This is a genomic window from Cupriavidus sp. GW822-FHT02D05, from assembly GCF_058802485.1.
The window spans coordinates 121,137-142,062 of record NZ_JBXAOE010000013.1 but is presented as its reverse complement, the minus strand read 5'-3'; the positions used below and the strand labels follow the sequence as shown (position 1 = coordinate 142,062).

Here is a 20,926-nt window from a genome sequence, read left to right as displayed (position 1 = left end):
TCTGTGACTCGCCGGCCCCCGCTGCCTCTCAGAGGCAGCGCAAAGCCGATGCGAGCTCCTGCGCGAACTTTCGCCGCTTGTACGGGTCCAGAAAACACCCCACCCGCACAGCGCTCTTGCCCGAGCGCAGCAACACCAGCGCCCGTAATGATTCACCCGGTTCAACCCGCACCCATAGCGGGTTGAATTCATGCCGTGTCAGCTGCCCTGCACTGACCGAAACCACTACCAGCCTGCCGTCGACGAGGCTGACGCGCTCGTAGTCCGACGCATGCCGCCCGTGCACCAGCAGGGCAATGCCCAGCCCCAGCAGTTCCAGCCCGGCAAAGGGAAGCACGAGCCATGACCCTCGCCACGCGAAGAACAAAGCGATGGCGAGCGAAACACTGACGATTGAGAGGTAAAACCAGCCAACCTGGCGCGGAGACAGCGAACAATTCCGCTTCATCAGCCAGTCTTTGTCCGGCGGGCCAAATCCGTCGGAACTGCCGCCGGATTTGCCTTGTGCCGTCTGGAGTGCGATACCCAAGTCTTGCATCGCCAACCTTGCATCGCCAACTACTCTGCGCTGGATGCACGCCTGGACGATTGCGCCTGGGACGCACCATTGAAGTGCGATTTCGGGCAAATTGTGCCAGGGAGACCACTGCGACAAACTGGCGCATTATAGGGCGCTTCGCCTACTCGGACAAGGCCGCTACTTGACCAAGGGGCTAGCGCGCGACAAGTTTTTGTGCATCAGTACGGTGCTCGCCATCGGCCGCTTGACTGCGCCGCCGATGCGTGCAGCAGCGCCGCGGACGTTACTTGCGCTGCCGCGCGCGCGCGATCTTGTCGAGCGGAACCACGGCGTTGCCGAGCTCATCGACAGCCTGCTTGCCGCGCGGCGCCAGCTTCCAGGCATGGCCGTAGACGATCTCGAACGTAAGCGGGATCAGTCCCTCGGCATTGCGCTGGCGCTCCAGCGCGGCCAGCAGTGCTGCGTGCCAGCGGCGAGCGCGCAGCCCTCCCTGGCTCGCGCCAGCCGGCAGGCGCAGCCCGCCGAAGGCCTGCACTTCACGCAGCAAGGTCCGCGGCGACTCATAGGTGATCGTCAGCGTCTCCATGTCCATCACGGGCGTGGACCAGCCGCTGTGCACCAGCATGTCCCCGATATCGTGCATGTCGACGAAGCGCAGCGTGTGGGTGTCGCCGTCCACTTCGGCAAAGGCGGCGCGCAATTGCGCCAGCGTATCCGGCCCGAACAGTGAGAACAGGACCAGGCCTTCGTCGCGGGTGACCCGGTGCCACTCCGGGAAGACCCGGTGCGGCTCGGGGTGCCAGTGCAACGCCAGGTTGGACCACAACAGGTCGAAGCTGGCCGGGGCGAAGGGCAATGTGGCAAGATCGCCCTGCACCAGGTCGAAGGTCGGGCGCTTGCCAAGCAGACGCCCAAGCCACCCGGACTGGCGCTGGGGATCGCGCTGGGCCGCCTCGCGCAGCATGGCGCCGGAAATATCCATCCCGGCGATCTGCGCATCCGGGTACTGGGCACGCAGCGCGGCCAGGCCGCGCCCGTGGCCGCAGCCGATATCGAGCGCGCGCGCCGGCGCCAGCCGGATCATCTGCATGCGCTCCTGCATGCGCTGGCCAATCTCGCCCAGCAGGAAGTCCAGTTGGCTGAATCCGGCGCTGCGCCGGTCGAAGGCGAGGCGGGTCAGCCGCGTGGGCGGCAAATAGGCATCGGGGGAGTCGGCGTCATGCAGGGACACGGTCAAACCAGGCAGCAAGAAACTAAGAATGAGGATGACGGCCGGCGTGAGGCGGCGGTCGGGCATGCGGTGCGCGCGCCAGCGGGCGCCGCAACAGGATCGCAAGTATACGCGTCCACCGCCAGGCCTGCCGCCGGCGCCCCCGACGTGCCTCATGCGGCAGTCGCCCCCGTGCCGTGCCGCCTGGCGCGCCCGGGCGAAGGCACCCTGCGCCATCATGCGCGGCGCTTGCTGCGCACGCTCCTGCCAGCGGCTTGCGCACTTTGCGGCACTGTGCAGGACGAAACCGTCTGCGCAGGTTGCGCGCAAGAGTTGCTAACGCCGCTGCCGCGTTGCCGCTGCTGCGCCCGGCCGCTAGGGCGCACCGCCGGGCCAGGCGCAACCTCGCTCTGTGCCCAGTGCCGCTACGAGCCGCCGCCTTTCGACGACGCGCTGGTGCTGGGCGACTACGCCAGCCCGCAGGACGGCCTGGTGCTGGCCTTGAAGTTCGGCGGCGTGCTGCCGCTGGCGGACTGGCTTGGGGGCGAACTGGCGTGCCGCTGGCAGGCCGAGTCCGGAAGATCCGGCGTGGCCCTGCCCGATGTGCTGGCGCCGATCCCGCTGTCCGCGCAGCGCCTTGCCGAGCGTGGCTTCAACCAGTCCTGGGAAATCGCCCGGCCGCTGGCACGCCGGCTGGGCGTGCGCGCCGCGCCGACGCTGCTGGCGAGGCTGCGCGATACGCCGGCCCAAGCCACGCTGGACCTGCCCGCGCGGCAGGTCAACCTGCAGGATGCCTTCGGCCTCGGGTCCGGCCATGACGTTGCGGGCCGGCATGTCGGCCTGGTCGACGATGTGATGACCAGCGGCGCCACCTTGGGCGAAGCGGCGCGGGTCCTGAAAGCCAACGGCGCGGCGCGCGTGACGCTGGTGGTCGCCTTGCGCACGCCGTAGCGCAGCCCACAGGCCCGGCGTGACAGCCGGCCCACGGCAGGGTAAGCTGCCCAGCGTTTCACGGCTGCGGCGCCCCTGGCCCGCCCCTCCCCCATGTTCAATGTCGTCCTGGTCGAACCCGAGATCCCGCCAAACACCGGCAATGTGATACGGCTGTGCGCCAACACCGGTGCGCGCCTGCACCTTGTCAAGCCACTCGGCTTTCCGCTGGAAGACGCGCGCATGCGCCGAGCCGGCCTGGACTATCACGAGTACGCCAGCATGCGCGTGCACGAGAACTGGGACGCGCTGATGGAAAGCGAGCGACCCGACCCGACCCGCATGTTCGCGCTGACCACGCATGGCTCGACGCCCTTCGGCCAGGTCAGCTTCCAGCCCGGGGACTGGTTTGTGTTCGGCTCGGAAACGCGCGGGTTGGCGCCGGAGCGGCGCGAATGGTTTCCCACCGCGCAGCGCATCCGGCTGCCGATGCGGCCGGACAACCGCAGCCTCAACCTCTCCAATACCGTCGCGGTCGTGGTGTTCGAAGCTTGGCGCCAGAATGGCTTTGCCGGCGGCGCCTGAGGCCGCCACCGGCGCACTTCCTTATTCCGGCTGCACGCCCGCCACGTGGATCACCTTGTCCCAGCGCACCTTCTCGCTCGCCATGGTCTGGCGCAGCGATTGCGGCGCGGTGCCGGCCGGCACGAAATACTGAGCGCGCATCTTGGCGCGCACGTCCTCGCTGCCGATGATGGCCACCAGCTCACGATAGAGCCGGTCGATCACCGGCGCGGGCGTGCCCGCCGGGGCCAGCACTGCTTGCCATGAGATCGCCTCGAAGCCGGGATAGCCGGATTCCGCCACGGTGGGCACCGCGGGCAGCAGGCTGGTGCGCCCGCTGGTGGTGACCGCGATGATGCGCAGCTTGCCTGCAGTCACCAGCGGCATGGCGATGGCCGGCACCATGAAGCCGGCCTGCACCTGGCCGCCGACCATGGCGGTGGTGATCTGCGCGAACCCAGGATAGGGGATGTGCTGCAGGTCGATGCCGGCGGCCGCCTTGAGCTGCTCCATGGCCAGGTGGGCAGCGCTGCCGTTGCCTACCGACCCGTAGTTCAGCACACCCGGCCGGGAACGGGCCAGGGCCACGAACTCCCGCACGTCATGCACCGGCAGGCGGGCATCCACCACCAGCACATTGGGCGAAGTCGCCACCAGCGACACGGGGGCGAGCTGGCGCACCGGGTCGTAGCCGAGATGGCGCGACAAGGTGGGCGCGGTGACCAGCGGCCCATTGATGGTGAGCAGCAAGGTATAGCCGTCCGGGGCGGCCCTGGCCACCATGCCGGTGCCGATATTGCCGCCGGCACCCGGACGGTTCTCCACCACGACCGCTTGTCCGAGCGCTGGGGCCAGCTTCTCGGTCAGCAGGCGCGCGATCAGGTCGGGCGAGGACCCGGCTGGGAACGGCACCACCATGCGGATCGGCTTTACGGGCCAGGGCTGGGCGGATGCGGGCGCAGCCAGCGCGGTGCCAGCCACGCCAGGCATGGCACAGACGGCAAGGGCCTTCAGGACGCGGCGACGATCTTCCATTGCGCGCTCACTCATCGCGTGCATCGCGCTGAAGCAGCCGCGCCACCGCATCGGCGGCGGGCAGCCCCTCGAAGAGCACGGCACATACCGCGCGCGTGATCGGCATGTCGACGCCCTTGGCCGCGGCCAGCGCCGCCACGGCCTGCGCGCAGCGCACGCCTTCGGCAACATGGCCAAGCTCGGCCAGAATCTGCGCCAGCGTCTTGCCCTGCGCCAGTTGCTGGCCAACCTTGCGATTGCGCGAGAGGTCGCCCGTGGCGGTCAGGATCAGGTCGCCCATACCGGCCAGGCCCATGAAGGTTTCGACGCGCCCTCCCAATGCCATGCCGAGCCGGGTCATCTCGGCCAGGCCGCGTGTCACCAGCGCGGCGCGCGCGTTCAGGCCAAGGCCCAGGCCATCGCTGGCGCCGGTGGCAATCGCCAGCACATTCTTGACTGCGCCCCCCACCTCGGCGCCGACCAGGTCATCGCTGCCGTAGATGCGCATGGCATGGTGATGGAATGCCTGCTGAGCGAACTCGGAGAGCGCCGGCGAAGTGCCCGCCACGGTCAGCGCGCAGGGCTGGCCCAGCGCCACTTCACGGGCAAAACTAGGCCCGGTCAGCACGCCGTAGCTGGTGTCGGCGAGACGGCCGGCGACGGTGAGTTCTTCCCGCACCATCTGGTGCGGCAACGCATTGGTGCCTGCTTCGAAGCCCTTGCACAGCCAGAGCATGCGCAAGCCCCCGGCCTGGCTCGCGGCCAGCCTGCGCGTCATTTCGCGCAGGCCCGAAACCGGCGTGGCGACGATCACAAGGCCATCGGGTTCGACATCGGCATGCGCCGCGGCCCGCTCGAAATCGGGTTCCACCACGAGCCGCCCGGACAGCGGCACGCCGGGCAGGTAGGTAGCATTGACGCGGTCGGCGCCGATAGCGGCCAGCTGGGCGGCATCACGCCCCCACAGCACCACATCGTGGGCCGCGGCGGCATGGCTGGCGAGCGCGGTGCCCCAGGCACCTGCACCGAAGACAGTGATATTCATGGCGGTTTGCCTCGCTTGTTCGGCCTCGAAACCTTAAGCCCTGAGCCTTAAGCCTTGCGCGCCACGAATGACGCGAACCGGAAAGACAAAACGGGGCCGAAGCCCCGTCTTTGCGACATCCTGCAGCAGGATCAGTGACGAGCCTGGCTGCCGTCGGGCATCACGATGCCGCTGTTGCCACCTTGCGCGGTTTCCGCTTCTTCCATCGCGGCCTGCAGGCGCTGTTCGTACAGGGCCTGGAAGTTGATTTCCGACAGATGAATGGCCTGGAAGCCGGCGCGGGTGATCACGTCGGCGATATTGCTACGCAGGTACGGGTAGAGAATGGTCGGGCAGGCAATGCCCAGCAGCGGGTCGAGCTGCTCCACCGGCACGTTGCGGATATCGAAGATGCCGGCCTGGTGGGCTTCCACCAGGAAGGCAACCTTGTCCTGCACCTTGGTGGTCACGGTACCGGTCACCACGACTTCGAAGATACCTTCCTGGAGCTGCGAGGCACCTACGTTCACCTGCACTTCCACGGCCGGCGCTTCGGTCTCGAGGAAGATGCCGGGCGAATTCGGCTGCTCGAGCGACATGTCCTTCAGGTACACGCGCTGGATGTTGAAGAACGGCTGGTCTTCCTGCTGATTGTTCTGCTGGTCGCTCATGAAAGGCTTCCGGAAAAATGGGCGTTGGGGGCCAGGCGAGCGGGACATTGGCACCATGGGCGGGATTGGCCCAGGGTGAACGGCCCGGGTCGGCACCCGGTTGGAAAACGTATATGGTACATGACGCGGGTGGCGAATTCACCCGCGGCGAGACAGGCTGCGCTTCAGGCGCCCAGCAGCGGCACCAGGCCACCCTGGCGATCGAGCGCCGAGAGGTCGTCGAAGCCACCGACATGGGTCTCGTCGATGTAGATCTGCGGCACGGTGCGGCGACCGGTGCGGCTCATCATTTCCTCGCGCTTGCCGGGCTCGCGGTCGATCAGGATCTTCTCGATCGCCTCGACGCCCTTGGCCTTCAGAAGGCGCTCGGCCATCTGGCAATACGGACAAACTACCGTGCTGTACATTACAACGCGGGCCATGCGCATCTCCTTGAAAAACGGAATCCGGAGGTTGGTCGGGTGCTCGCAAGCCGGGACAGCGGCGGCAACGGAGGACGTGCCCCCAGCGCCGCTTGCCTGCGCCGCTTACTTGACCACGGGCAGACCGGCTTGCTGCCAGGCGGCAAGGCCACCTTCGAGCGAATAGATCTCACTGTAACCGGCTTCCTTCAGGGCTGCTTGACCCTTGCCCGAGCGCTGGCCGGTCTGGCACACGACGATGATGGGGACGGACTTGTCCTTTGCAAGGCTGGCGGCACGGCTTGCCAGGTCGGAAAGTGGCGCACTCTTGGCTTGCGGCAGGTGGCCCTTGGCGTATTCGGTGGCTTCCCGGATATCCACAACCACGGCATTGCGCTTGTTGATCAGCTGGGTAGCGGCGGCCGGGTTGACGGTCTTGCCGGAGGTTCCGCGCGAGATGGCGGGCCACGCCAGCAGGCCGCCCGACACGACGGCGAGGGCGATCAAGGCAAGGTTGTTGTAGTCGGCGAAGAAATTCACGTTGGCATTCCGGTGGGTTGAGTCGGCGGCATTATAAAATAGACGGTTTGGCGCCCGCGACCCGCTATTGTCTCCTAGTTGACACATGTGCGGCGGTATGTGGCAGGGCGCACACAGGTTTCTCACGCTTTGGAAGCAGCATGTACAAACTCGTTCTCATCCGCCACGGCGAATCCACGTGGAATCTCGAAAACCGCTTCACCGGCTGGGTCGACGTCGACCTGACCGACACCGGCGTGGCCCAGGCCAAGCTGGGCGGCAAGCTGCTGCGCGAGGCAGGGCTGGCCTTCGATGTAGCCTACACCTCGGTGTTGAAGCGTGCCATCCGCACGCTGTGGCACGTGCAGGACGAAATGGACCTGATGTGGATTCCGGTCCGGAACGAATGGCGCCTGAACGAACGCCACTATGGTTCGCTGTCCGGCCTGAACAAGGCCGAGACCGCCGCCAAGTTCGGCAACGAGCAGGTGCTGGTATGGCGCCGCAGCTACGACACCCCGCCGCCGGCGCTCGACGCGGACGATCCGCGTGCGGCTTACGACGATCCGCGCTACGCGCAAGTGCCGCGCGAGCAGATTCCGCTGACCGAATGCCTGAAGGACACGGTCGAGCGCGTGCTGCCGCTATGGAACGAATCCATCGCCCCCGACATCAAAGCGGGGAAGCGCGTGGTAATCGCCGCCCATGGCAACAGCATCCGCGCGCTGGTGAAGTACCTGGACCAGATCTCGGATGACGACATCGTTGGCATCAACATCCCCAATGGCACCCCGCTCGTGTACGAGCTGGACGCAGACCTGCGCCCGCTGCGTCATTACTACCTGGGCGACCAGGAAGCGATCGCGGCCTCCCTGGCCGCCGTGGCGAACCAAGGCAAGGCAAACTGAGGCCCAGGCCGGGCGCGCGCCGCGAGGCTCGCCCGGCCGTCTCAGGCAGTGGACCAGGCCTTTTTTGCTGCTCCCTCTTATACTGTCGGACAAATCCGGCCGGTGCGATGCGCCAGGCCGGCTCCGACACAGCACAATCCTCACACGTTCAGGCAGCCCTCATGCGTAAGACGCTCAAGAACATCAGTCTTGTTACTGCCGGACTCGTTGCCGGCGTGCTCGCGACGCTGCAACTATCGGCCACGGCGCAGAATTCGCCGGGGCCGCTCCCGCTGGAGCAGTTGCGCTTGATGGCCGACATCTTCGGCCAGATCAAGCGCGAATATGTCGAGCCGGTGGATGACAAGAAGCTGCTGACCGAAGCCATCAAAGGCATGGTCGCCAGCCTGGATCCGCATTCGGCCTATCTGGACGAGAAGGACTTCAAGGAACTGCAGGAAGGCACGCGCGGACGCTTCGCCGGCCTGGGGATCGAAATCTCGCAGGAAGAAGGGCTCGTCAAGGTGATCAACCCGATCGAAGACACCCCCGCCTTCCGCGCCGGCATCCAGCCCGGCGACCTGATCACCCGCATCGATGACAAGCCTGTGCGCGGCCTGCCACTGGAGCAGGCAGTCAAGCGCATGCGCGGCGAGCCGGGCACCAAGGTCACGCTGACCATCTATCGCAAGAGCGACGAGCGCACCTTCCCGGTGTCGATCACGCGCGCGGAGATCCGCGTGCAGTCGGTCAAGGCCAAGCTGATCGACAATGACCGCCTCGCCTGGGTCCGCCTGACCAGCTTCCAGGAACGCACGGTGGCCGACCTGGGCAAGAAACTGGACGAACTGGCCCAGAAGAACCCCAACCTGAAGGGCGTGATCCTGGACCTGCGCAACAACGGCGGCGGCGTGCTGCAAGGCGCGGTCGGCGTGGCGGCAGCCTTCCTGCCCGACGACGTGACCGTGGTCTCGACCAATGGCCAGGTGCCCGATGCCAAGCGTGTCTACAAGACCACGTTCAACAACTACCGGCTGTCCTCGCTCGAGGACGATCCGCTCAAGGACCTGCCGGCGCTGTATAAAAAGATCCCGATGGTGGTGTTGACCAACGCCTACTCGGCGTCGGCGTCCGAAATCGTTGCCGGCGCGCTGCAAGACCACAAGCGCGCGCTGATCATGGGCAAGACCACGTTCGGCAAGGGCTCCGTGCAGACCGTGCGCCCGCTCACCAACGACACCGGCATCAAGCTGACCATCGCGTACTACTACACGCCGACGGGCAAGTCGATCCAGGCCAAGGGCATCCGCCCGGACATCCCGGTCGACCAGAACCCGGAAGGCGATCCTGACGACGCGCTGATCACCCGCGAGATCGACACCGAGCGCCACCTGCACAACAAGCAGGAATCGGAAGAGCCCGAGATGAACGAGCGCGAGCAGCGCCGCGTCGAGGAACTGCGCCGCCTCGAGGAAGAAAACGCCAAGAAAACGCCGGAAGAACGCGACAAGGAACGCAAGAAGAAGCCGATCGAGTTCGGCTCGGCCGAGGACTTCATGCTGCAGCAAGCCATTGCCCAGCTCGAAGGCCAGCCGGTCAAGCGCTCCAAGTCCAAGCTTGAAGCCGTGGCCACGTCGGACAAGCCGTCCAAGCCTGCGGCAACCAAGGCGGCTACCCCGGCCAAGCCGGCCAGCAAGGCACCAGCCGGCGCGCCGCCGGCCAGCGCCCCGATGGGCACGCCGCTGGGCACGCCGACCGGCAAGGCCCCCTGAAATCCTGATGAATAACAGCGGCCCCGCGGGGCCGCTTTTGCATTGCACGCCATGAACGACGCATGAACGACGATCAACTGCTGCGCTATTCGCGGCATATCCTGCTCGACGAACTCGGCATCGAGGGCCAGAGCCGGTTGCTCGCCAGCCACGCGCTGGTGATCGGCGCGGGCGGCCTGGGCGCTGCCGCCCTGCCCTACCTGGCCTCGGCCGGCGTGGGCACCATCACCGTGGTCGATGACGACGTGGTCGATCTGACCAACCTGCAGCGCCAGGTGATCCACACCACCGCCAATGTCGGACGCCCCAAGGTGGAATCGGCGCGGGAGGGCATGCTGCGCATCAACCCGGGCATCGACGTGCGCCTGGTACAGGCGCGCGTGGGCGCCGCAGAGTTAGCGCGCCTGGTGGCCGATGCCGACGTGGTGCTCGATTGCTGCGACAACTTCGACACGCGCCAGGCCGTCAACCGCGCCTGCGTCCAGCACAGCGTGCCCCTGGTGTCCGGCGCGGCCCTGCGCTTCGACGGGCAGATCAGCGTGTTTGACCACCGCCAGCCGGGCGCGCCCTGCTATGCCTGCCTGTTCCCGCCCTCGCAGCCGGCGCAGGAAGTGGCTTGCGCCACCATGGGCGTGTTCGCGCCGCTGGTGGGAATGGTGGGCACGGTGCAGGCGGCGGAGGCCCTCAAGCTGCTGATGGGCGTCGGCACCACCCTGGCCGGCCGCCTGTTGATGGTCGATGCGCTTGGCATGGAATGGACCACGATGCGCCTCGCGCGCGTGGCCGATTGCGAAGTCTGCGGTGGCGCGCACGCGCAGGCCGCCCCCTAGGCGGCCTGCGCGCGTTCAGGCGCGGGTGCGCTCACGCAGGAAAGCCAGCACCGCGGCGCGCTCGCCGCGGAACACGATCCTGGCCTCGCGCTGTTCGCGCTGGTAGGCGTACATCGGGTCGTAGTATTGCTGCAGCAGCAAGGCGATCCAGCCCAGATGCAGGTCGGTCTCGCCCGTTTCCTCCTGGCGCGCCAGCGCTTGGTCCAGCAAGTCCGAGAGCCGCTCGTAGCGCGTGCCGCCGAGCCGCTTGGCAATGGCCGCCATGGCATCGCGCAGGCGCGCCGCGTAAGCGGCGAAACCTGCCTGCTCACCCAGTGCCGCCATGAACTCCCCCGACAGACCGAGCACGTAGTCTTCCAGCACGCGGCGCACGCGCACCTCGAAGGACTCCTCCAGCCAGACCAGCGGCGCTACCTGAATCGCCTGATAGAAGGCCTGCGGCAGGTTGCGCGCGCCGATGAAGCGCCCCTCGTCCTCGACCACCAGCGCCGGCAGCCCGGCCGCGCGATGGCGCAGCAGCGAAATCGCCAGGCCATTCTCGAAATCGATCTGCGTGGGCTGCGCCACCGTGCGCCGGCCAAAGCTGGACCCGCGGTGGCGAGCCTGGCCCTCCAGGTCGATGGCGGCGTCCCGGCTGCCGCTCGGGCCCGTGACCAGGTCAGCGATCAGCTCGGTCTTGCCGCTCCCGGTCATGCCGCCCAGCACCAGCAGGCTGCATTCGGCGGCGGCCGCATCCAGGGTCTCGATCAGGAAGCCGCGCATCGCCTTGTAGCCGCCCGTCACACGCGGATAAGCGATGCCGGCGTCCTCGCGCAGCCATTGCTGCACGATCTGCGAGCGCAGGCCGCCGCGGAAGCAATACAGGTAGCCGTCGGGATGCGCCCGCGCAAAGGCCGCCCAGCCCGCGGTTCGCGCCGCGCGGATTTCGCCGGTCACCAACTGGTGGCCCAGCGCGAGCGCGGCCTGCGGCCCTTGTTCCTCATAGCACAAGCCAACCTGGTGCCGCTCGGCATCGTCCATCAGCGGCAGGTTGACCGCGCCCGGAAACGCGCCGCGCGCGAACTCCACCGGCGCGCGCGCATCGAGCAGCGGCGCGCCGGAAAGAAAGAGCTGGCGAAAGTCGGCCGTATCCTCGCGCATCAGATCACCTCGACGGCGTACCGGCCCTGCTCGACGAACTCGCCGACCGGCGCCAGTGCCAGGCCAAACTCCACGCAGGCGGCATGGAAACCGGCCTCACCGGCAGGCTCGACCGCCACCAGCAAGCCTCCGCTGGTCTGCGGATCGCACAGCAAGGCGCGCTGCACCTCGCTCAACGCGCCGCCCCGGTTGTCGATCCCGGCGCCGATCCGTGCGCCGTAGCTATCGAAGTTGCGCTGGGTGCCGCCGGGCACGCAACCGGCCTCGACGTAGCGCAGCACTTCCGGCAGCAACGGCACGGCGGCGTGGCCAAGACGCGCTGTGAGGCGGCTGCCGTCTGCCATCTCGACAAGGTGCCCGAGCAGGCCAAAGCCGGTCACATCCGTCATGGCCCGCACGCCGGCCAGCTTGCCGAAGCGGCTGCCCGGACGATTGAGCACGCACATCCAGTCGCGAGCCAGGTGGATATCCTCGGCGCGCAGCTTACCCTGCTTCTCGGCAGTGGTCAGCACGCCGATGCCCAGCGGCTTGGTCAGGTACAGACGGCAGCCGGCGGTCGCGGTGTCGTTGCGTTTCAGGTGCGCGCGGTCGACCACGCCCGTCACCGCAAGCCCGAAGATGGGCTCCGGAGCATCGATGGAATGCCCGCCGGCAAGCGGGATGCCCGCTTCCTCGCAGGCACGGCGCCCACCCGCCACCACCTCACGCGCCACCTCGGGCGGCAGCAGCTTGACCGGCCAGCCGAGGATGGCGATGGCCAGCAGCGGATCGCCTCCCATGGCGTAAATGTCGCTGATGGCGTTGGTGGCAGCGATGCGTCCGAAGTCGAACGGGTCATCGACGATCGGCATGAAGAAATCGGTGGTGGAGACCACGCCACGGCCCTCCTCCAGCCCATCCAGCGCATAAACCGCCGCATCGTCGCGCGAGGCATTGCCGACCCACAGGCGCGGATCGAGATGCTGGTTGCCGCTGCCGGCAAGAATCACGTCGAGCACCTGCGGCGAAATCTTGCATCCGCAGCCGGCACCATGGCTGTACTGCGTCAGGCGGATCGGGTCTGCCATGATGCTGGCTCCTGTCGTTTGGTTTGGTCTGGTGTGGTGTGGTGCGATGCCGATTCGGCCCCCTTCTGCGCAGCATAGGCGGATCGCGCTCAAGCTGGCGCGAACACCGGCCCTGGCAAGGGCGGTCAGGCTGGGTGAAGAATGGGAATCTGAATGATAAGGGTTACCGCCAGGATGCGGGCGGAACCGGCAGCACCGAGTGGCGCCGCGCGGTTGCGGCCACTGGGTTCTTGCGAACCTGCGGCCGGCTGCTGGGCGGATTATTGCTCGCCCGGCTCCATCTGCGATTGCAGATAGTTCGGCAGGCCAACCTTGTCGATCAGGTCGAGCTGCGTCTCGAGGAATTCGATGTGCTCTTCGGTATCGGTCAGGATCTCGACCAGGATCTCGCGGCTGACGTAGTCGCCCACCGATTCGCAATACGTAATGCCTTCCTTGACGGTGGCATGCGCGCCTTGCTCGAGCTTCAGGTCGCACTTGAGCATTTCCGGGGTGTCTTCGCCCAGCAGCAACTTGTTGAGGTCCTGCAGATTGGGCAGGCCGTCAAGCATCAGGATGCGATCGATCAGGCGATCAGCATGCTTCATCTCGCCAATGGATTCCTTGTACTCGATATCGCCGAGCTTCTTCAGGCCCCAGTGGCGGTACATGCGAGCGTGCAGGAAGTATTGGTTGATCGCGGTCAGCTCGTTCTTCAGCTGCGCGTTCAGATGCTGGATGACCTTCTTGTCACCTTTCATTGGAGGCTCCTTGTTGCAACGGGCCCCCGCAAAAACGCGAAGCGGCGCAAGGCGCGCCGCAGGCAGTCAAAACAAGCGAACACGCGCCGCAACCTGAAAGTTGCAGCGAGTTTAAGCAACCAGCTCAGTGCGCCGGTCGTTCGCGACTGCCGGGTCCCGAGTGTCCATTATGGCACGTGGGCCCGACGACGAACAGGAAGAAATGGGCGCGACCTGGATGGTGGAGACCTTGACGTTGCGTACCGCCGCGACGCCTTCGCAAAGCACCTGTTGGGCGCATTCGCGGCAGCGGCCACAGCAGGTGCCAACACCTAGCGTTTCAGCCAGCTCGTCGAGCGTGGACACGCCTAGATGCACAGCACCATGAATTTCTCGGTCGGTAACCTGATTGCAGATGCAAACGTACACAAATCCCTCCTTGGGAGAGGGGTGACACCGGCATGTCACCCGCGATGTACGCCAGAATATCAGAGATCGAAAATGATAACAATTCCCATTAAGCTACAAAAGGTACATGCCAAGAGCGCGGCACTTAGCCCGGATATTGCAAAGACAGGGAACGTCACAACCCGCAGAAAAGTGCCTTAAAATACATCTTCACAGCGTTGGATTTTCGTAAAAACCTTAACGGAATCAGGGTTGTCAGAGCAGTTTCAACGCGCAAGCGAGCTCCTCCGGCTCGTAAGCGGTCAGCACCTGCTCCACCAGCCGCTCCAGCCTCTCGCAGTCGGCATGCAGGACTTCCTGCTTGACCCGCAGCAACTGCGAGGGATGCATCGAGAACTCGCGCAGCCCCATGCCCAGCAGCAGGCGCGTCATGGCGGGATCCCCGGCCATCTCGCCGCACACAGCCACCGGCACGCCAGCGTGGTTGGCCTCGCGGATGGTGCGGGCGATCAGTTGCAGCACCGCCGGGTGCAGCGGGTCGTAGAGATGCGCCACGGCATTGTCGGCGCGGTCGATGGCCAGCGTGTACTGGATCAGGTCATTGGTGCCGATGGAGAGAAAATCCATGCGCCGCAGGAACAGCGGCAGCATCAGCACGGCGGCCGGGATCTCGATCATCGCCCCGACCTTGATGTTGGGGTCGAACGCTTGGCCGCGCGCGTCGAGCTGGCGCTTGGCCTGCGCGATCAGGTCCAGGGTCTGGTCGATCTCGCGGGCATGGGCCAGCATCGGGATCAGGAGCCGCACCGGGCCAAAGGCCGAGGCACGCAGCAGCGCGCGCAACTGGGTCAGGAACATGGCCGGCTCGGACAGCGACCAGCGGATCGCGCGCAAGCCCAGCGCCGGATTGAGGGCCGTCTCGAAATCGTCGCCGCGGCCATCCCGGCCGTCGCGGCCATCCAGTGGCTTGTCGGCACCGATGTCGATGGTGCGGATCGTGACGGGCAGCCCGTGCATGGCGTCCACGGCGCCGCGGTACGCCTCGAATTGCTCCTCCTCGTCGGGCAGCTCGCCGCGCCGGTTCATGAACAGGAACTCGGAGCGGAACAGGCCCACGCCAACCGCACCCGCGGTCAGCGCCGCGGTGGCATCTTCCGCCATCTCGATGTTGGCCAGCAGGTCGATCTCGAGCCCGTCCAGCGTCACCGCAGGCGTATGGCGCAGGCGCTGCAGGCGCTTCTTTTCCAGCGCGCGCTCGCTTTGCCGGTGGCGGTACTCTTCGAGGATGATCGCTGAAGGATCCACGATGACCAGGCCCGCATCGCCGTCGATGATGACCCAATCGTCCTGGCGGATCAGCTCACTGGCGCTCTGCACGCCTACGGCGGCGGGGATGTCGAGGCTGCGCGCCACGATGGCGGTATGGGAAGTGCGCCCGCCAAGGTCGGTCACAAAGCCGTGGAACACGGTGTGGCGGAACTGCAGCATGTCCGCCGGCGAGATGTCGTGGGCGACCACGATCACGCCGGGCGCGGGCTCGCCGTCAGGAGCCAGGGAGGAAGGTGGCACCGGGGCCGGGGCCAACACGGCCGCGCCGGCCAGCACCTTGAGGATGCGCTCGACCACCTGGCGGATGTCCGCCTTGCGTTCGCGCAGGTATTCGTCCTCGATTTCGTCGAACTGGCGCATCAGCTCTTCGAGCCGCGTGGTCAGCGCCCATTCGGCGTTGTAGCGCCGGTTGCGGATCAGCGCCTCGGGCTCGCGCGCCAGCGCCTCGTCATCCAGGATCATGGCATGCACGTCGAGGAAGGCGCCCAGTTCTTCCGGCGCCTCGCGCGGCAGATCCCGCTTGAGCGTGACCAGCTCGGCCCGCACCGCCGCGCGCGCCGAACGCAGGCGCTCGACCTCGGCATCAAGCCGGTCTTCGTCGACCAGGTAATGGGAGACATCAAGCGCGGCAGGCGCCAGCAAATGCGCGCGCCCGATGGCGACGCCGCGCGAAACCGGGATGCCGTGCAGGGCAAATGGCATGTACCGCTCCGTCAGGAACGTTTAAAAAATCTGGCCAGGGCCAGCCACCTTGGAAACGGCTTCAGGATGCGGCGAAGCGACCCCGGCCAGGCCCGCCGCCACGCTCGGCACTGCCGCCTTTCATCCCGTACCCGGCCTCCTACTCCCCTTCGCCGAAGCGATTGGCGATGAGCGCCAGCAACGCGTCCATGGCCTCTTGCTCATCGGGTCCGTCGGTCTCGATGGTCACGGTGGAGCCGATGCCGGCGGCCAGCATCATGACACCCATGATGCTTTTGGCGTCGACCTGCCGACCATTGCGCGACATCTTGACCTGACTGACGAAGTTGCCCGCCAGTTGCGTCAGCTTGGCGGAAGCACGGGCATGCAGCCCAAGCTTATTGATTATGTTGGTGTCCCTCTGCAGCATATTTGTCGGGATGATTTGCGATCTGGTTCTGGACGGTGGTGGAGCCTACCTGCAGCACACCCTGCGAGCCCCCCGCCAGCGCCTTGAGGGCAAGCTGGTCGAGTTTCTCGGCACGGTAGCAGATGGCGCGCACCAGCATGGGAAGGTTGACGCCGGCAAGCACCTTGACGCGGCCCGGCTCGGCGAGGCGCGCGGCAATGTTGGCCGGCGTGGCGCCAAAGATATCGGTCAACACCAGTGCGCCGTTGTCTTCGCAGACTTCGGCCAGGCGGCGCCGGGCCTCGGCCAGCACGGCGGCGGGCTCCGCGTCCGGCATGACGTCGATCGCCTCGAGCCGTTGGGGCTGGCCGCAATAGACGTGGGCGGCGCACTCGCGCAATGCCGAAGCCAGCGGGGCGTGCGCGATGATCAGGATGCCTGCCATGGTGGTGAATCCGTTGGATTGACGCGATTGTAGCAGGCAGCCCGCCCGTGATTCAGCGCGAACGCGCCTGTACCGCGTGCTCGAGGGCGTCGATGAACATGGCAGCCACCTGGAACCCGGTCTGCTGCGTGATTTCCTGGAAGCACGTCGGGCTGGTCACATTGACTTCGGTCAGGTAGTCGCCGATCACGTCCAGCCCAACCAGCAGCAGGCCTTGTTCCCACAGGCCCGGGGCCAGCGCCTCGGCGATCTCGCGATCGCGTGCCGAGAGCTCCTGGGCACGGCCGGTGCCGCCCGCCGCCAGGTTGCCGCGCACTTCGCCGTCCTTGGGAATACGCGCCAGCGAGTACGGCACGGGCACGCCGCCGATCAGCAGGATGCGCTTGTCGCCGTCCTTGATCTCGGGAATATAACGTTGCACCATCAGGGTGCGCGCACCGTTCTCCCCCAGCGTCTCGATGATGGCGCCAAGATTCAGGCCATCCGCGCCAACCCGGAAGATGCCCATCCCGCCCATGCCATCAAGCGGCTTTAAAATCACATCGCGATGCTCCGCGTGGAACGCGCGAATACGATCCGCGTCACGGGTGACCAGGGTCGGCGTGATGTATTCGGGATAGCGGGCTATCGCCAGCTTTTCGGAATGGTCGCGGATCGCCTGCGGCTTGTTGAACACATTGGCGCCCTGCGACTCGGCCAGCTCCAGCAGCCAGGTGCTGGTCACATATTCCATGTCGAAGGGCGGATCCTTGCGCATCACGATCGCATCGAAGCCGGTCAGTGGCTGCAGGCCCGGCTCACCCGCGCGGTACCAGTCATGGGCGTCGCCCGTTAGCTGCAGCGGGCGCACCACCGCCTCGACCTGATGGGCCGACAGCGACAGTTGCGACTGCAGGCAGGCAAACAGCTCATGGCCGCGCTCGACCGCCTCCACCATCATGGCGTAGGTCGAGTCCTTGTAGGTCTTGAAGGTGTCCAGCGGGTCGGTAATAAACAGAATGCGCATGTTGGCTCGTCCCGGTCGCAGCGTTTGTCTCAGAGAATCGGATTGGGGTCGGTCTTCTCGAGTTCCAGCGACGCCGCCAGCAAAGCCAGCCGCGCCACCACACCATACATATAGAAGCGGTTCGGCACGGCCGCGCCCGGTTTGGCATGGCTGTCCGGAATGCCGTTGGGCGCGAACGCCAGCGGCACGAAATGCGCGCCCGGCGCATTCAGGTTCTCGTCGTTGCCGCGGCCGGTATGGACGCGGTAGAAGCCACCGACCACATAGCGGTCGATCATGTATACCACCGGCTCGGCCACCGCCTCGTTGACCTTCTCGAAGGTGTGCACGCCTTCCTGGATGATGACGTCGTTGACCTCAAGGCCTTCCTTGACGACGCTCATCTTGTTGCGTTCCTTGCGGTTCAGCCCCTTGATCTCGGACGCATCCTTGATGGTCATGATGCCCATGCCATAGGTGCCGGCATCGGCCTTGACCACGACATACGGCGTTTCCTTGATGCCGTACTCGCGGTACTTCTTGGCGATCTTCTTGAGCACGCCTTCGACCGAGTCGGCCAGCGCCTCCTCGCCAATGCGCTCATGGAAATCGATGCCCCCGCACTTGGCGAAGTACGGGTTGACCATCCACGGATCCACGTCGATCAGCTTGGCGAACTTCTTGGCGACTTCGTCATAGGCCGAGAAATGGCTCGACTTGCGGCGCGTGGACCAGCCCGCGTGCAGCGGCGGCAGCAGGTATTGCTCGTTGATGTTCTCCAGGATCGGGGGAATGCCGGCGGAGAGATCGTTGTTGAGCAGGATCGAGCAGGGATCGAAGTCCTTCAGGCCCAGGCGGCGGCCACGCGCGCCAAGGCGGGCCAGCGGCTCCACCACCAGCGTCTGGCCATCGGGAAGCTCGATCGGCGTGGGTTCGGTGATGTCTTCGGACAGCGAGCCCAGGCGGACGTTAAGGCCGGCCTGGCGCATGATCAGCGACAGCCGCGCCACGTTCTGCAGGTAGAACATGTTGCGGGTGTGGCGCTCGGGGATCAGCAGCAGGTTCTTGGCGTCGGGGCAGATCTTCTCGATCGCCGCCATCGCCGCCTGGACTGCCAGCGGCAGCATTTCAGGCGCCAGGTTGTTGAACCCGCCCGGGAACAGGTTGGTATCGACCGGGGCCAGCTTGAAGCCGGCGTTGCGCAGGTCGACCGAACAGTAGAACGGAGGCGTATGTTCCTGCCATTCCAGCCTGAACCAGCGCTCGATGGACGGCGTCGCATCCAGGATCTTTTTTTCCAGCTCGAGCAGTGGACCGTTCAGCGCGGTGATGAGATGCGGGACCATAAACATCCTATTGATCGTCTTTATCGTTCGCCCAGATTGTAGAGGAACGGCCAATTGGCTGCTGGCGCCGCCTGAATAAGCATATGCGAGCGCCGGCATAAGGGATAAGGGATACGGATATGGGGATGGGGGCCCGGAATAAAAGGGGGAGGCCCTAAGAGGAATCCGAAGCACTTCCGGGCGGCCTGCCAGCAAGGCCGGGAGGCAAAAAAAAGCGCGACCGGAGCCGCGCTTTCAAATGGCCTGACAGATACGGGGAGCGTTCTGCAGGTGGAGGAAACTGCCTCACTGGCACTGTATGTGCGCCCCCCCTCAAAAACAATTGAAGCTTTTTAAGATCGGATTTAAGCACTTTGCGAAAAAGCCGCCGGCTCCGCTTTCCGCCTGGCCCGGCCGCCCGCGGCGGACGCCTGAAATGAAAAAAGCCCGGCACAAGGCCGGGCGAAACTCCTGAGAGAAGATTCCCAATCAGCTCTCCAGCACAACACCTTTACGATCAGGCTTCATACGCGGTCTCGCCGTGCGAGGTGATGTCCAGGCCCTCGCGTTCTTCTTCTTCCGGCACCCGCAGGCCGATCAGCATATCCACCAGCTTGAAGGCGACGAAGGCCACCACACCCGACCACACGATGGTGGTGAGCACGCCTTCGAACTGGATCCACACCTGGCCCGCGATCGAATAATCGTCCGAGACCTTGTTGGCCACGTAGTCATAGACACCCGTGCCGCCCAGGCTCGGCGCGGCGAACACGCCGGTCAGCAGCGCACCCAGGATGCCGCCCACGCCGTGCACGCCGAAGACGTCGAGCGAGTCGTCCATGCCCAGCAGCTTCTTCAGGCCGGTCACGCCCCACAGGCACAGCAGGCCGGCGGCGATGCCGATCACGATCGAGCCCATCGGGCCGACGAAGCCGGCCGCCGGGGTGATGGCCACCAGGCCAGCCACTGCGCCCGAAGCGCCACCCAGCATCGAGGGCTTGCCCTTGCTGATCCATTCGCCGAAGGTCCAGGACAGCACGGCGGCGCAGGTCGCCAGCAGAGTGTTGACGAAAGCCAGCGCGGCCGAGCCGTTGGCTTCCAGCGCCGAGCCGGCGTTGAAGCCGAACCAGCCGAACCACAGCAGCGAGGCGCCCACCATGGTGAAGGTCAGGCTGTGCGGACGCAGGGCCTCACGGCCAAAGCCGATCCGCTTGCCGAACATGAAGGCACCCACCAGGCCAGCCACGGCTGCATTGATGTGCACCACCGTGCCGCCAGCGAAGTCGAGCGCGCCCTTCTGGAACAGCCAGCCACCCTTGGCCGTGGCTGCCGCGCCGGCTGCCGCGTCGGTGTACAGGTCAGGACCAGGCCAGAACCAGACCATGTGGGCCATCGGGATGTACGAGAAGGTGAACCACAGGACCACGAAGACCAGCACCGCCGAGAACTTGGCGCGTTCGGCGAAAGCGCCGATGATCAGGCCGCAGGTAATGGCTGCGAAGGCGCACTGGAAGGCGAAGTAAGCCAGTTCCGGTACCACCACGCCCTTGGAGAAGGTGGCAGCCACGGCATCGACATTGAGCCCCTTCATGAAGAGCCGGTCGGTGCCGCCAAAGAAGGCGTTACCCTCGGTGAAGGCGAAGCTGTAGCCGTAGATGGCCCACAACAGCGACACCAGCGAGAAGATCACCAGGCACTGCATCAGCACCGACAGCATGTTCTTCGAGCGGACCAGGCCACCGTAGAACAGCGCCAGGCCAGGCAGCGTCATCAGGATCACGAAGGCCGTGGAGACCAGCAGCCACGCGGTATCGCCCTTGTTGGGCACCGGTGCCGGTGCTGCGGCAGGGGCGGCAGCCTCTGCTGGCGCAGCTGCCGCCGCCGCTGCCGCGGGAGCGGAGGCAGCTGCAGGTGCGGCCGTGGTGGCGGCGGCCGGCGCGGAGGCTTCGGCCGCGGGCTTGTCCTGCGCCATGGCGTGGGTGGACAGGCCGATGCCGGCCGTGCCCAAGGCCAGCGCCATGGCGCCGGTTGTCAGGATGCGCTTGAACCAGGATTTCATTGTGATTAACCTCTTAT

At 66.0% G+C, this 20,926-nt stretch carries 22 protein-coding genes; 5 read left to right on the top strand and 17 right to left on the bottom strand.

The features are described from left to right. Nucleotides 1–28: 28 nt before the first annotated feature. Nucleotides 29–538, bottom strand: coding sequence for a DUF2244 domain-containing protein (locus AC1RQK_RS18875; RefSeq protein WP_253929796.1), 510 nt, complete (start codon nt 536–538; stop codon nt 29–31). A 265-nt stretch (nt 539–803) separates the two neighbouring features. Then, nucleotides 804–1,817, bottom strand: coding sequence for a methyltransferase domain-containing protein (locus AC1RQK_RS18870; RefSeq protein WP_492810466.1), 1,014 nt, complete (start codon nt 1,815–1,817; stop codon nt 804–806). Between the two features lie 81 nt (nt 1,818–1,898). Here AC1RQK_RS18870 and AC1RQK_RS18865 point away from each other — a divergent pair, with 81 nt between their 5' ends. Both AC1RQK_RS18865 and trmL read left to right on the top strand, forming a co-directional pair. Beyond that, nucleotides 1,899–2,681, top strand: coding sequence for a double zinc ribbon domain-containing protein (locus AC1RQK_RS18865; protein ID WP_492374365.1), 783 nt, complete (start codon nt 1,899–1,901; stop codon nt 2,679–2,681). 93 nt (nt 2,682–2,774) lie between these two features. Further along, nucleotides 2,775–3,245 (top strand): tRNA (uridine(34)/cytosine(34)/5-carboxymethylaminomethyluridine(34)-2'-O)-methyltransferase TrmL, encoded by a 471-nt coding sequence (gene trmL, locus AC1RQK_RS18860; RefSeq protein ID WP_492374366.1) that lies wholly within the window; start codon nt 2,775–2,777, stop codon nt 3,243–3,245. A 21-nt stretch (nt 3,246–3,266) separates the two neighbouring features. Here trmL and AC1RQK_RS18855 read toward each other — a convergent pair whose 3' ends face one another. The 5 genes from AC1RQK_RS18855 to AC1RQK_RS18835 all read right to left on the bottom strand — a co-directional run bounded on the left by AC1RQK_RS18855 (nt 3,267) and on the right by AC1RQK_RS18835 (nt 6,874). Continuing rightward, entirely contained in the window at nt 3,267–4,259 is a 993-nt protein-coding gene (locus AC1RQK_RS18855; RefSeq protein WP_492374367.1) for a Bug family tripartite tricarboxylate transporter substrate binding protein, read from the bottom strand. 7 nt (nt 4,260–4,266) lie between these two features. Then, on the bottom strand, nt 4,267–5,283 hold the full coding sequence (locus AC1RQK_RS18850) for an NAD(P)H-dependent glycerol-3-phosphate dehydrogenase (RefSeq protein ID WP_492810463.1): 1,017 nt from the start codon (nt 5,281–5,283) through the stop codon (nt 4,267–4,269). A gap of 131 nt (nt 5,284–5,414) precedes the next feature. Continuing rightward, a complete protein-coding gene (gene secB / locus AC1RQK_RS18845) occupies nt 5,415–5,933 on the bottom strand; it encodes a protein-export chaperone SecB (RefSeq protein ID WP_043343340.1) in 519 nt (172 codons plus the stop codon). Nucleotides 5,934–6,097: 164 nt separating this feature from the next. Then, nucleotides 6,098–6,355, bottom strand: coding sequence for a glutaredoxin 3 (gene grxC, locus AC1RQK_RS18840; protein ID WP_492374369.1), 258 nt, complete (start codon nt 6,353–6,355; stop codon nt 6,098–6,100). A gap of 105 nt (nt 6,356–6,460) precedes the next feature. Next, entirely contained in the window at nt 6,461–6,874 is a 414-nt protein-coding gene (locus tag AC1RQK_RS18835; protein WP_150989682.1) for a rhodanese-like domain-containing protein, read from the bottom strand. 140 nt (nt 6,875–7,014) lie between these two features. Here AC1RQK_RS18835 and gpmA point away from each other — a divergent pair, with 140 nt between their 5' ends. The 3 genes from gpmA (at nt 7,015) to AC1RQK_RS18820 (ending at nt 10,342) form a co-directional block, all read left to right on the top strand. After that, the gene (gene gpmA, locus AC1RQK_RS18830) at nt 7,015–7,761 is read left to right on the top strand and encodes a 2,3-diphosphoglycerate-dependent phosphoglycerate mutase (RefSeq protein WP_416047507.1); all 747 of its coding nucleotides are present in this window, start codon (nt 7,015–7,017) and stop codon (nt 7,759–7,761) included. 161 nt (nt 7,762–7,922) lie between these two features. Further along, nucleotides 7,923–9,512 carry a S41 family peptidase gene (locus AC1RQK_RS18825; protein WP_492374370.1) on the top strand — a complete coding sequence of 530 codons (1,590 nt, stop codon included), beginning with the start codon at nt 7,923–7,925 and terminating at the stop codon, nt 9,510–9,512. Nucleotides 9,513–9,574: 62 nt separating this feature from the next. After that, nucleotides 9,575–10,342, top strand: a complete 768-nt coding sequence (locus AC1RQK_RS18820) for a HesA/MoeB/ThiF family protein (protein ID WP_174426586.1) — start codon at nt 9,575–9,577, stop codon at nt 10,340–10,342. Between the two features lie 15 nt (nt 10,343–10,357). Here the strand turns inward: AC1RQK_RS18820 and mnmH are convergent, their stop codons facing one another. The 10 genes from mnmH to AC1RQK_RS18770 all read right to left on the bottom strand — a co-directional run bounded on the left by mnmH (nt 10,358) and on the right by AC1RQK_RS18770 (nt 20,909). Further along, nucleotides 10,358–11,482, bottom strand: a complete 1,125-nt coding sequence (mnmH, locus tag AC1RQK_RS18815) for a tRNA 2-selenouridine(34) synthase MnmH (protein ID WP_492810460.1) — start codon at nt 11,480–11,482, stop codon at nt 10,358–10,360. Beyond that, entirely contained in the window at nt 11,482–12,549 is a 1,068-nt protein-coding gene (gene selD, locus AC1RQK_RS18810) for a selenide, water dikinase SelD (RefSeq protein WP_492810458.1), read from the bottom strand. The genes mnmH and selD overlap by 1 nt, the downstream gene beginning before the upstream one ends. 260 nt (nt 12,550–12,809) lie before the next feature. Beyond that, nucleotides 12,810–13,289 carry a bacterioferritin gene (gene bfr, locus AC1RQK_RS18805; RefSeq protein WP_006159487.1) on the bottom strand — a complete coding sequence of 160 codons (480 nt, stop codon included), beginning with the start codon at nt 13,287–13,289 and terminating at the stop codon, nt 12,810–12,812. Between the two features lie 111 nt (nt 13,290–13,400). Beyond that, complete coding sequence (locus tag AC1RQK_RS18800; protein WP_492810455.1) at nt 13,401–13,697, bottom strand: (2Fe-2S)-binding protein; 297 nt, start codon at nt 13,695–13,697, stop codon at nt 13,401–13,403. Between the two features lie 234 nt (nt 13,698–13,931). Next, nucleotides 13,932–15,707 carry a phosphoenolpyruvate--protein phosphotransferase gene (gene ptsP, locus AC1RQK_RS18795; RefSeq protein ID WP_492810453.1) on the bottom strand — a complete coding sequence of 592 codons (1,776 nt, stop codon included), beginning with the start codon at nt 15,705–15,707 and terminating at the stop codon, nt 13,932–13,934. A 139-nt stretch (nt 15,708–15,846) separates the two neighbouring features. After that, the gene (locus AC1RQK_RS18790) at nt 15,847–16,116 is read right to left on the bottom strand and encodes an HPr family phosphocarrier protein (RefSeq protein ID WP_035861002.1); all 270 of its coding nucleotides are present in this window, start codon (nt 16,114–16,116) and stop codon (nt 15,847–15,849) included. Then, nucleotides 16,085–16,540: a PTS sugar transporter subunit IIA gene (locus AC1RQK_RS18785; protein ID WP_150989660.1), complete on the bottom strand. Its 456-nt coding sequence runs from the start codon at nt 16,538–16,540 to the stop codon at nt 16,085–16,087. Before AC1RQK_RS18785 ends, AC1RQK_RS18790 begins: the two co-directional genes overlap by 32 nt. A 52-nt stretch (nt 16,541–16,592) precedes the next feature. Continuing rightward, nucleotides 16,593–17,546: a glutathione synthase gene (gene gshB / locus AC1RQK_RS18780; RefSeq protein WP_492374376.1), complete on the bottom strand. Its 954-nt coding sequence runs from the start codon at nt 17,544–17,546 to the stop codon at nt 16,593–16,595. Nucleotides 17,547–17,575: 29 nt separating this feature from the next. After that, nucleotides 17,576–18,871 carry a glutamate--cysteine ligase gene (gshA, locus tag AC1RQK_RS18775; protein WP_492374377.1) on the bottom strand — a complete coding sequence of 432 codons (1,296 nt, stop codon included), beginning with the start codon at nt 18,869–18,871 and terminating at the stop codon, nt 17,576–17,578. Between the two features lie 496 nt (nt 18,872–19,367). Continuing rightward, nucleotides 19,368–20,909, bottom strand: a complete 1,542-nt coding sequence (locus AC1RQK_RS18770; RefSeq protein ID WP_492810450.1) for an ammonium transporter — start codon at nt 20,907–20,909, stop codon at nt 19,368–19,370. Between the last annotated feature and the right edge of the window lie 17 nt (nt 20,910–20,926).

Bases quoted from the DNA above. Each gene is read 5' to 3' on its own strand.
- AC1RQK_RS18875 (WP_253929796.1), bottom strand. From the start codon at position 538: ATGCAAGACTTGGGTATCGCACTCCAGACGGCACAAGGCAAATCCGGC.
- AC1RQK_RS18870 (WP_492810466.1), bottom strand. From the start codon at position 1,817: ATGCCCGACCGCCGCCTCACGCCGGCCGTCATCCTCATTCTTAGTTTC.
- trmL (WP_492374366.1), top strand. From the start codon at position 2,775: ATGTTCAATGTCGTCCTGGTCGAACCCGAGATCCCGCCAAACACCGGC.
- AC1RQK_RS18855 (WP_492374367.1), bottom strand. From the start codon at position 4,259: ATGGAAGATCGTCGCCGCGTCCTGAAGGCCCTTGCCGTCTGTGCCATG.
- AC1RQK_RS18850 (WP_492810463.1), bottom strand. From the start codon at position 5,283: ATGAATATCACTGTCTTCGGTGCAGGTGCCTGGGGCACCGCGCTCGCC.
- secB (WP_043343340.1), bottom strand. From the start codon at position 5,933: ATGAGCGACCAGCAGAACAATCAGCAGGAAGACCAGCCGTTCTTCAAC.
- grxC (WP_492374369.1), bottom strand. From the start codon at position 6,355: ATGGCCCGCGTTGTAATGTACAGCACGGTAGTTTGTCCGTATTGCCAG.
- gpmA (WP_416047507.1), top strand. From the start codon at position 7,015: ATGTACAAACTCGTTCTCATCCGCCACGGCGAATCCACGTGGAATCTC.
- AC1RQK_RS18825 (WP_492374370.1), top strand. From the start codon at position 7,923: ATGCGTAAGACGCTCAAGAACATCAGTCTTGTTACTGCCGGACTCGTT.
- AC1RQK_RS18820 (WP_174426586.1), top strand. From the start codon at position 9,575: ATGAACGACGATCAACTGCTGCGCTATTCGCGGCATATCCTGCTCGAC.
- mnmH (WP_492810460.1), bottom strand. From the start codon at position 11,482: ATGCGCGAGGATACGGCCGACTTTCGCCAGCTCTTTCTTTCCGGCGCG.
- selD (WP_492810458.1), bottom strand. From the start codon at position 12,549: ATGGCAGACCCGATCCGCCTGACGCAGTACAGCCATGGTGCCGGCTGC.
- bfr (WP_006159487.1), bottom strand. From the start codon at position 13,289: ATGAAAGGTGACAAGAAGGTCATCCAGCATCTGAACGCGCAGCTGAAG.
- ptsP (WP_492810453.1), bottom strand. From the start codon at position 15,707: ATGCCATTTGCCCTGCACGGCATCCCGGTTTCGCGCGGCGTCGCCATC.
- AC1RQK_RS18790 (WP_035861002.1), bottom strand. From the start codon at position 16,116: ATGCTGCAGAGGGACACCAACATAATCAATAAGCTTGGGCTGCATGCC.
- AC1RQK_RS18785 (WP_150989660.1), bottom strand. From the start codon at position 16,540: ATGGCAGGCATCCTGATCATCGCGCACGCCCCGCTGGCTTCGGCATTG.
- gshB (WP_492374376.1), bottom strand. From the start codon at position 17,546: ATGCGCATTCTGTTTATTACCGACCCGCTGGACACCTTCAAGACCTAC.
- gshA (WP_492374377.1), bottom strand. From the start codon at position 18,871: ATGGTCCCGCATCTCATCACCGCGCTGAACGGTCCACTGCTCGAGCTG.
- AC1RQK_RS18770 (WP_492810450.1), bottom strand. From the start codon at position 20,909: ATGAAATCCTGGTTCAAGCGCATCCTGACAACCGGCGCCATGGCGCTG.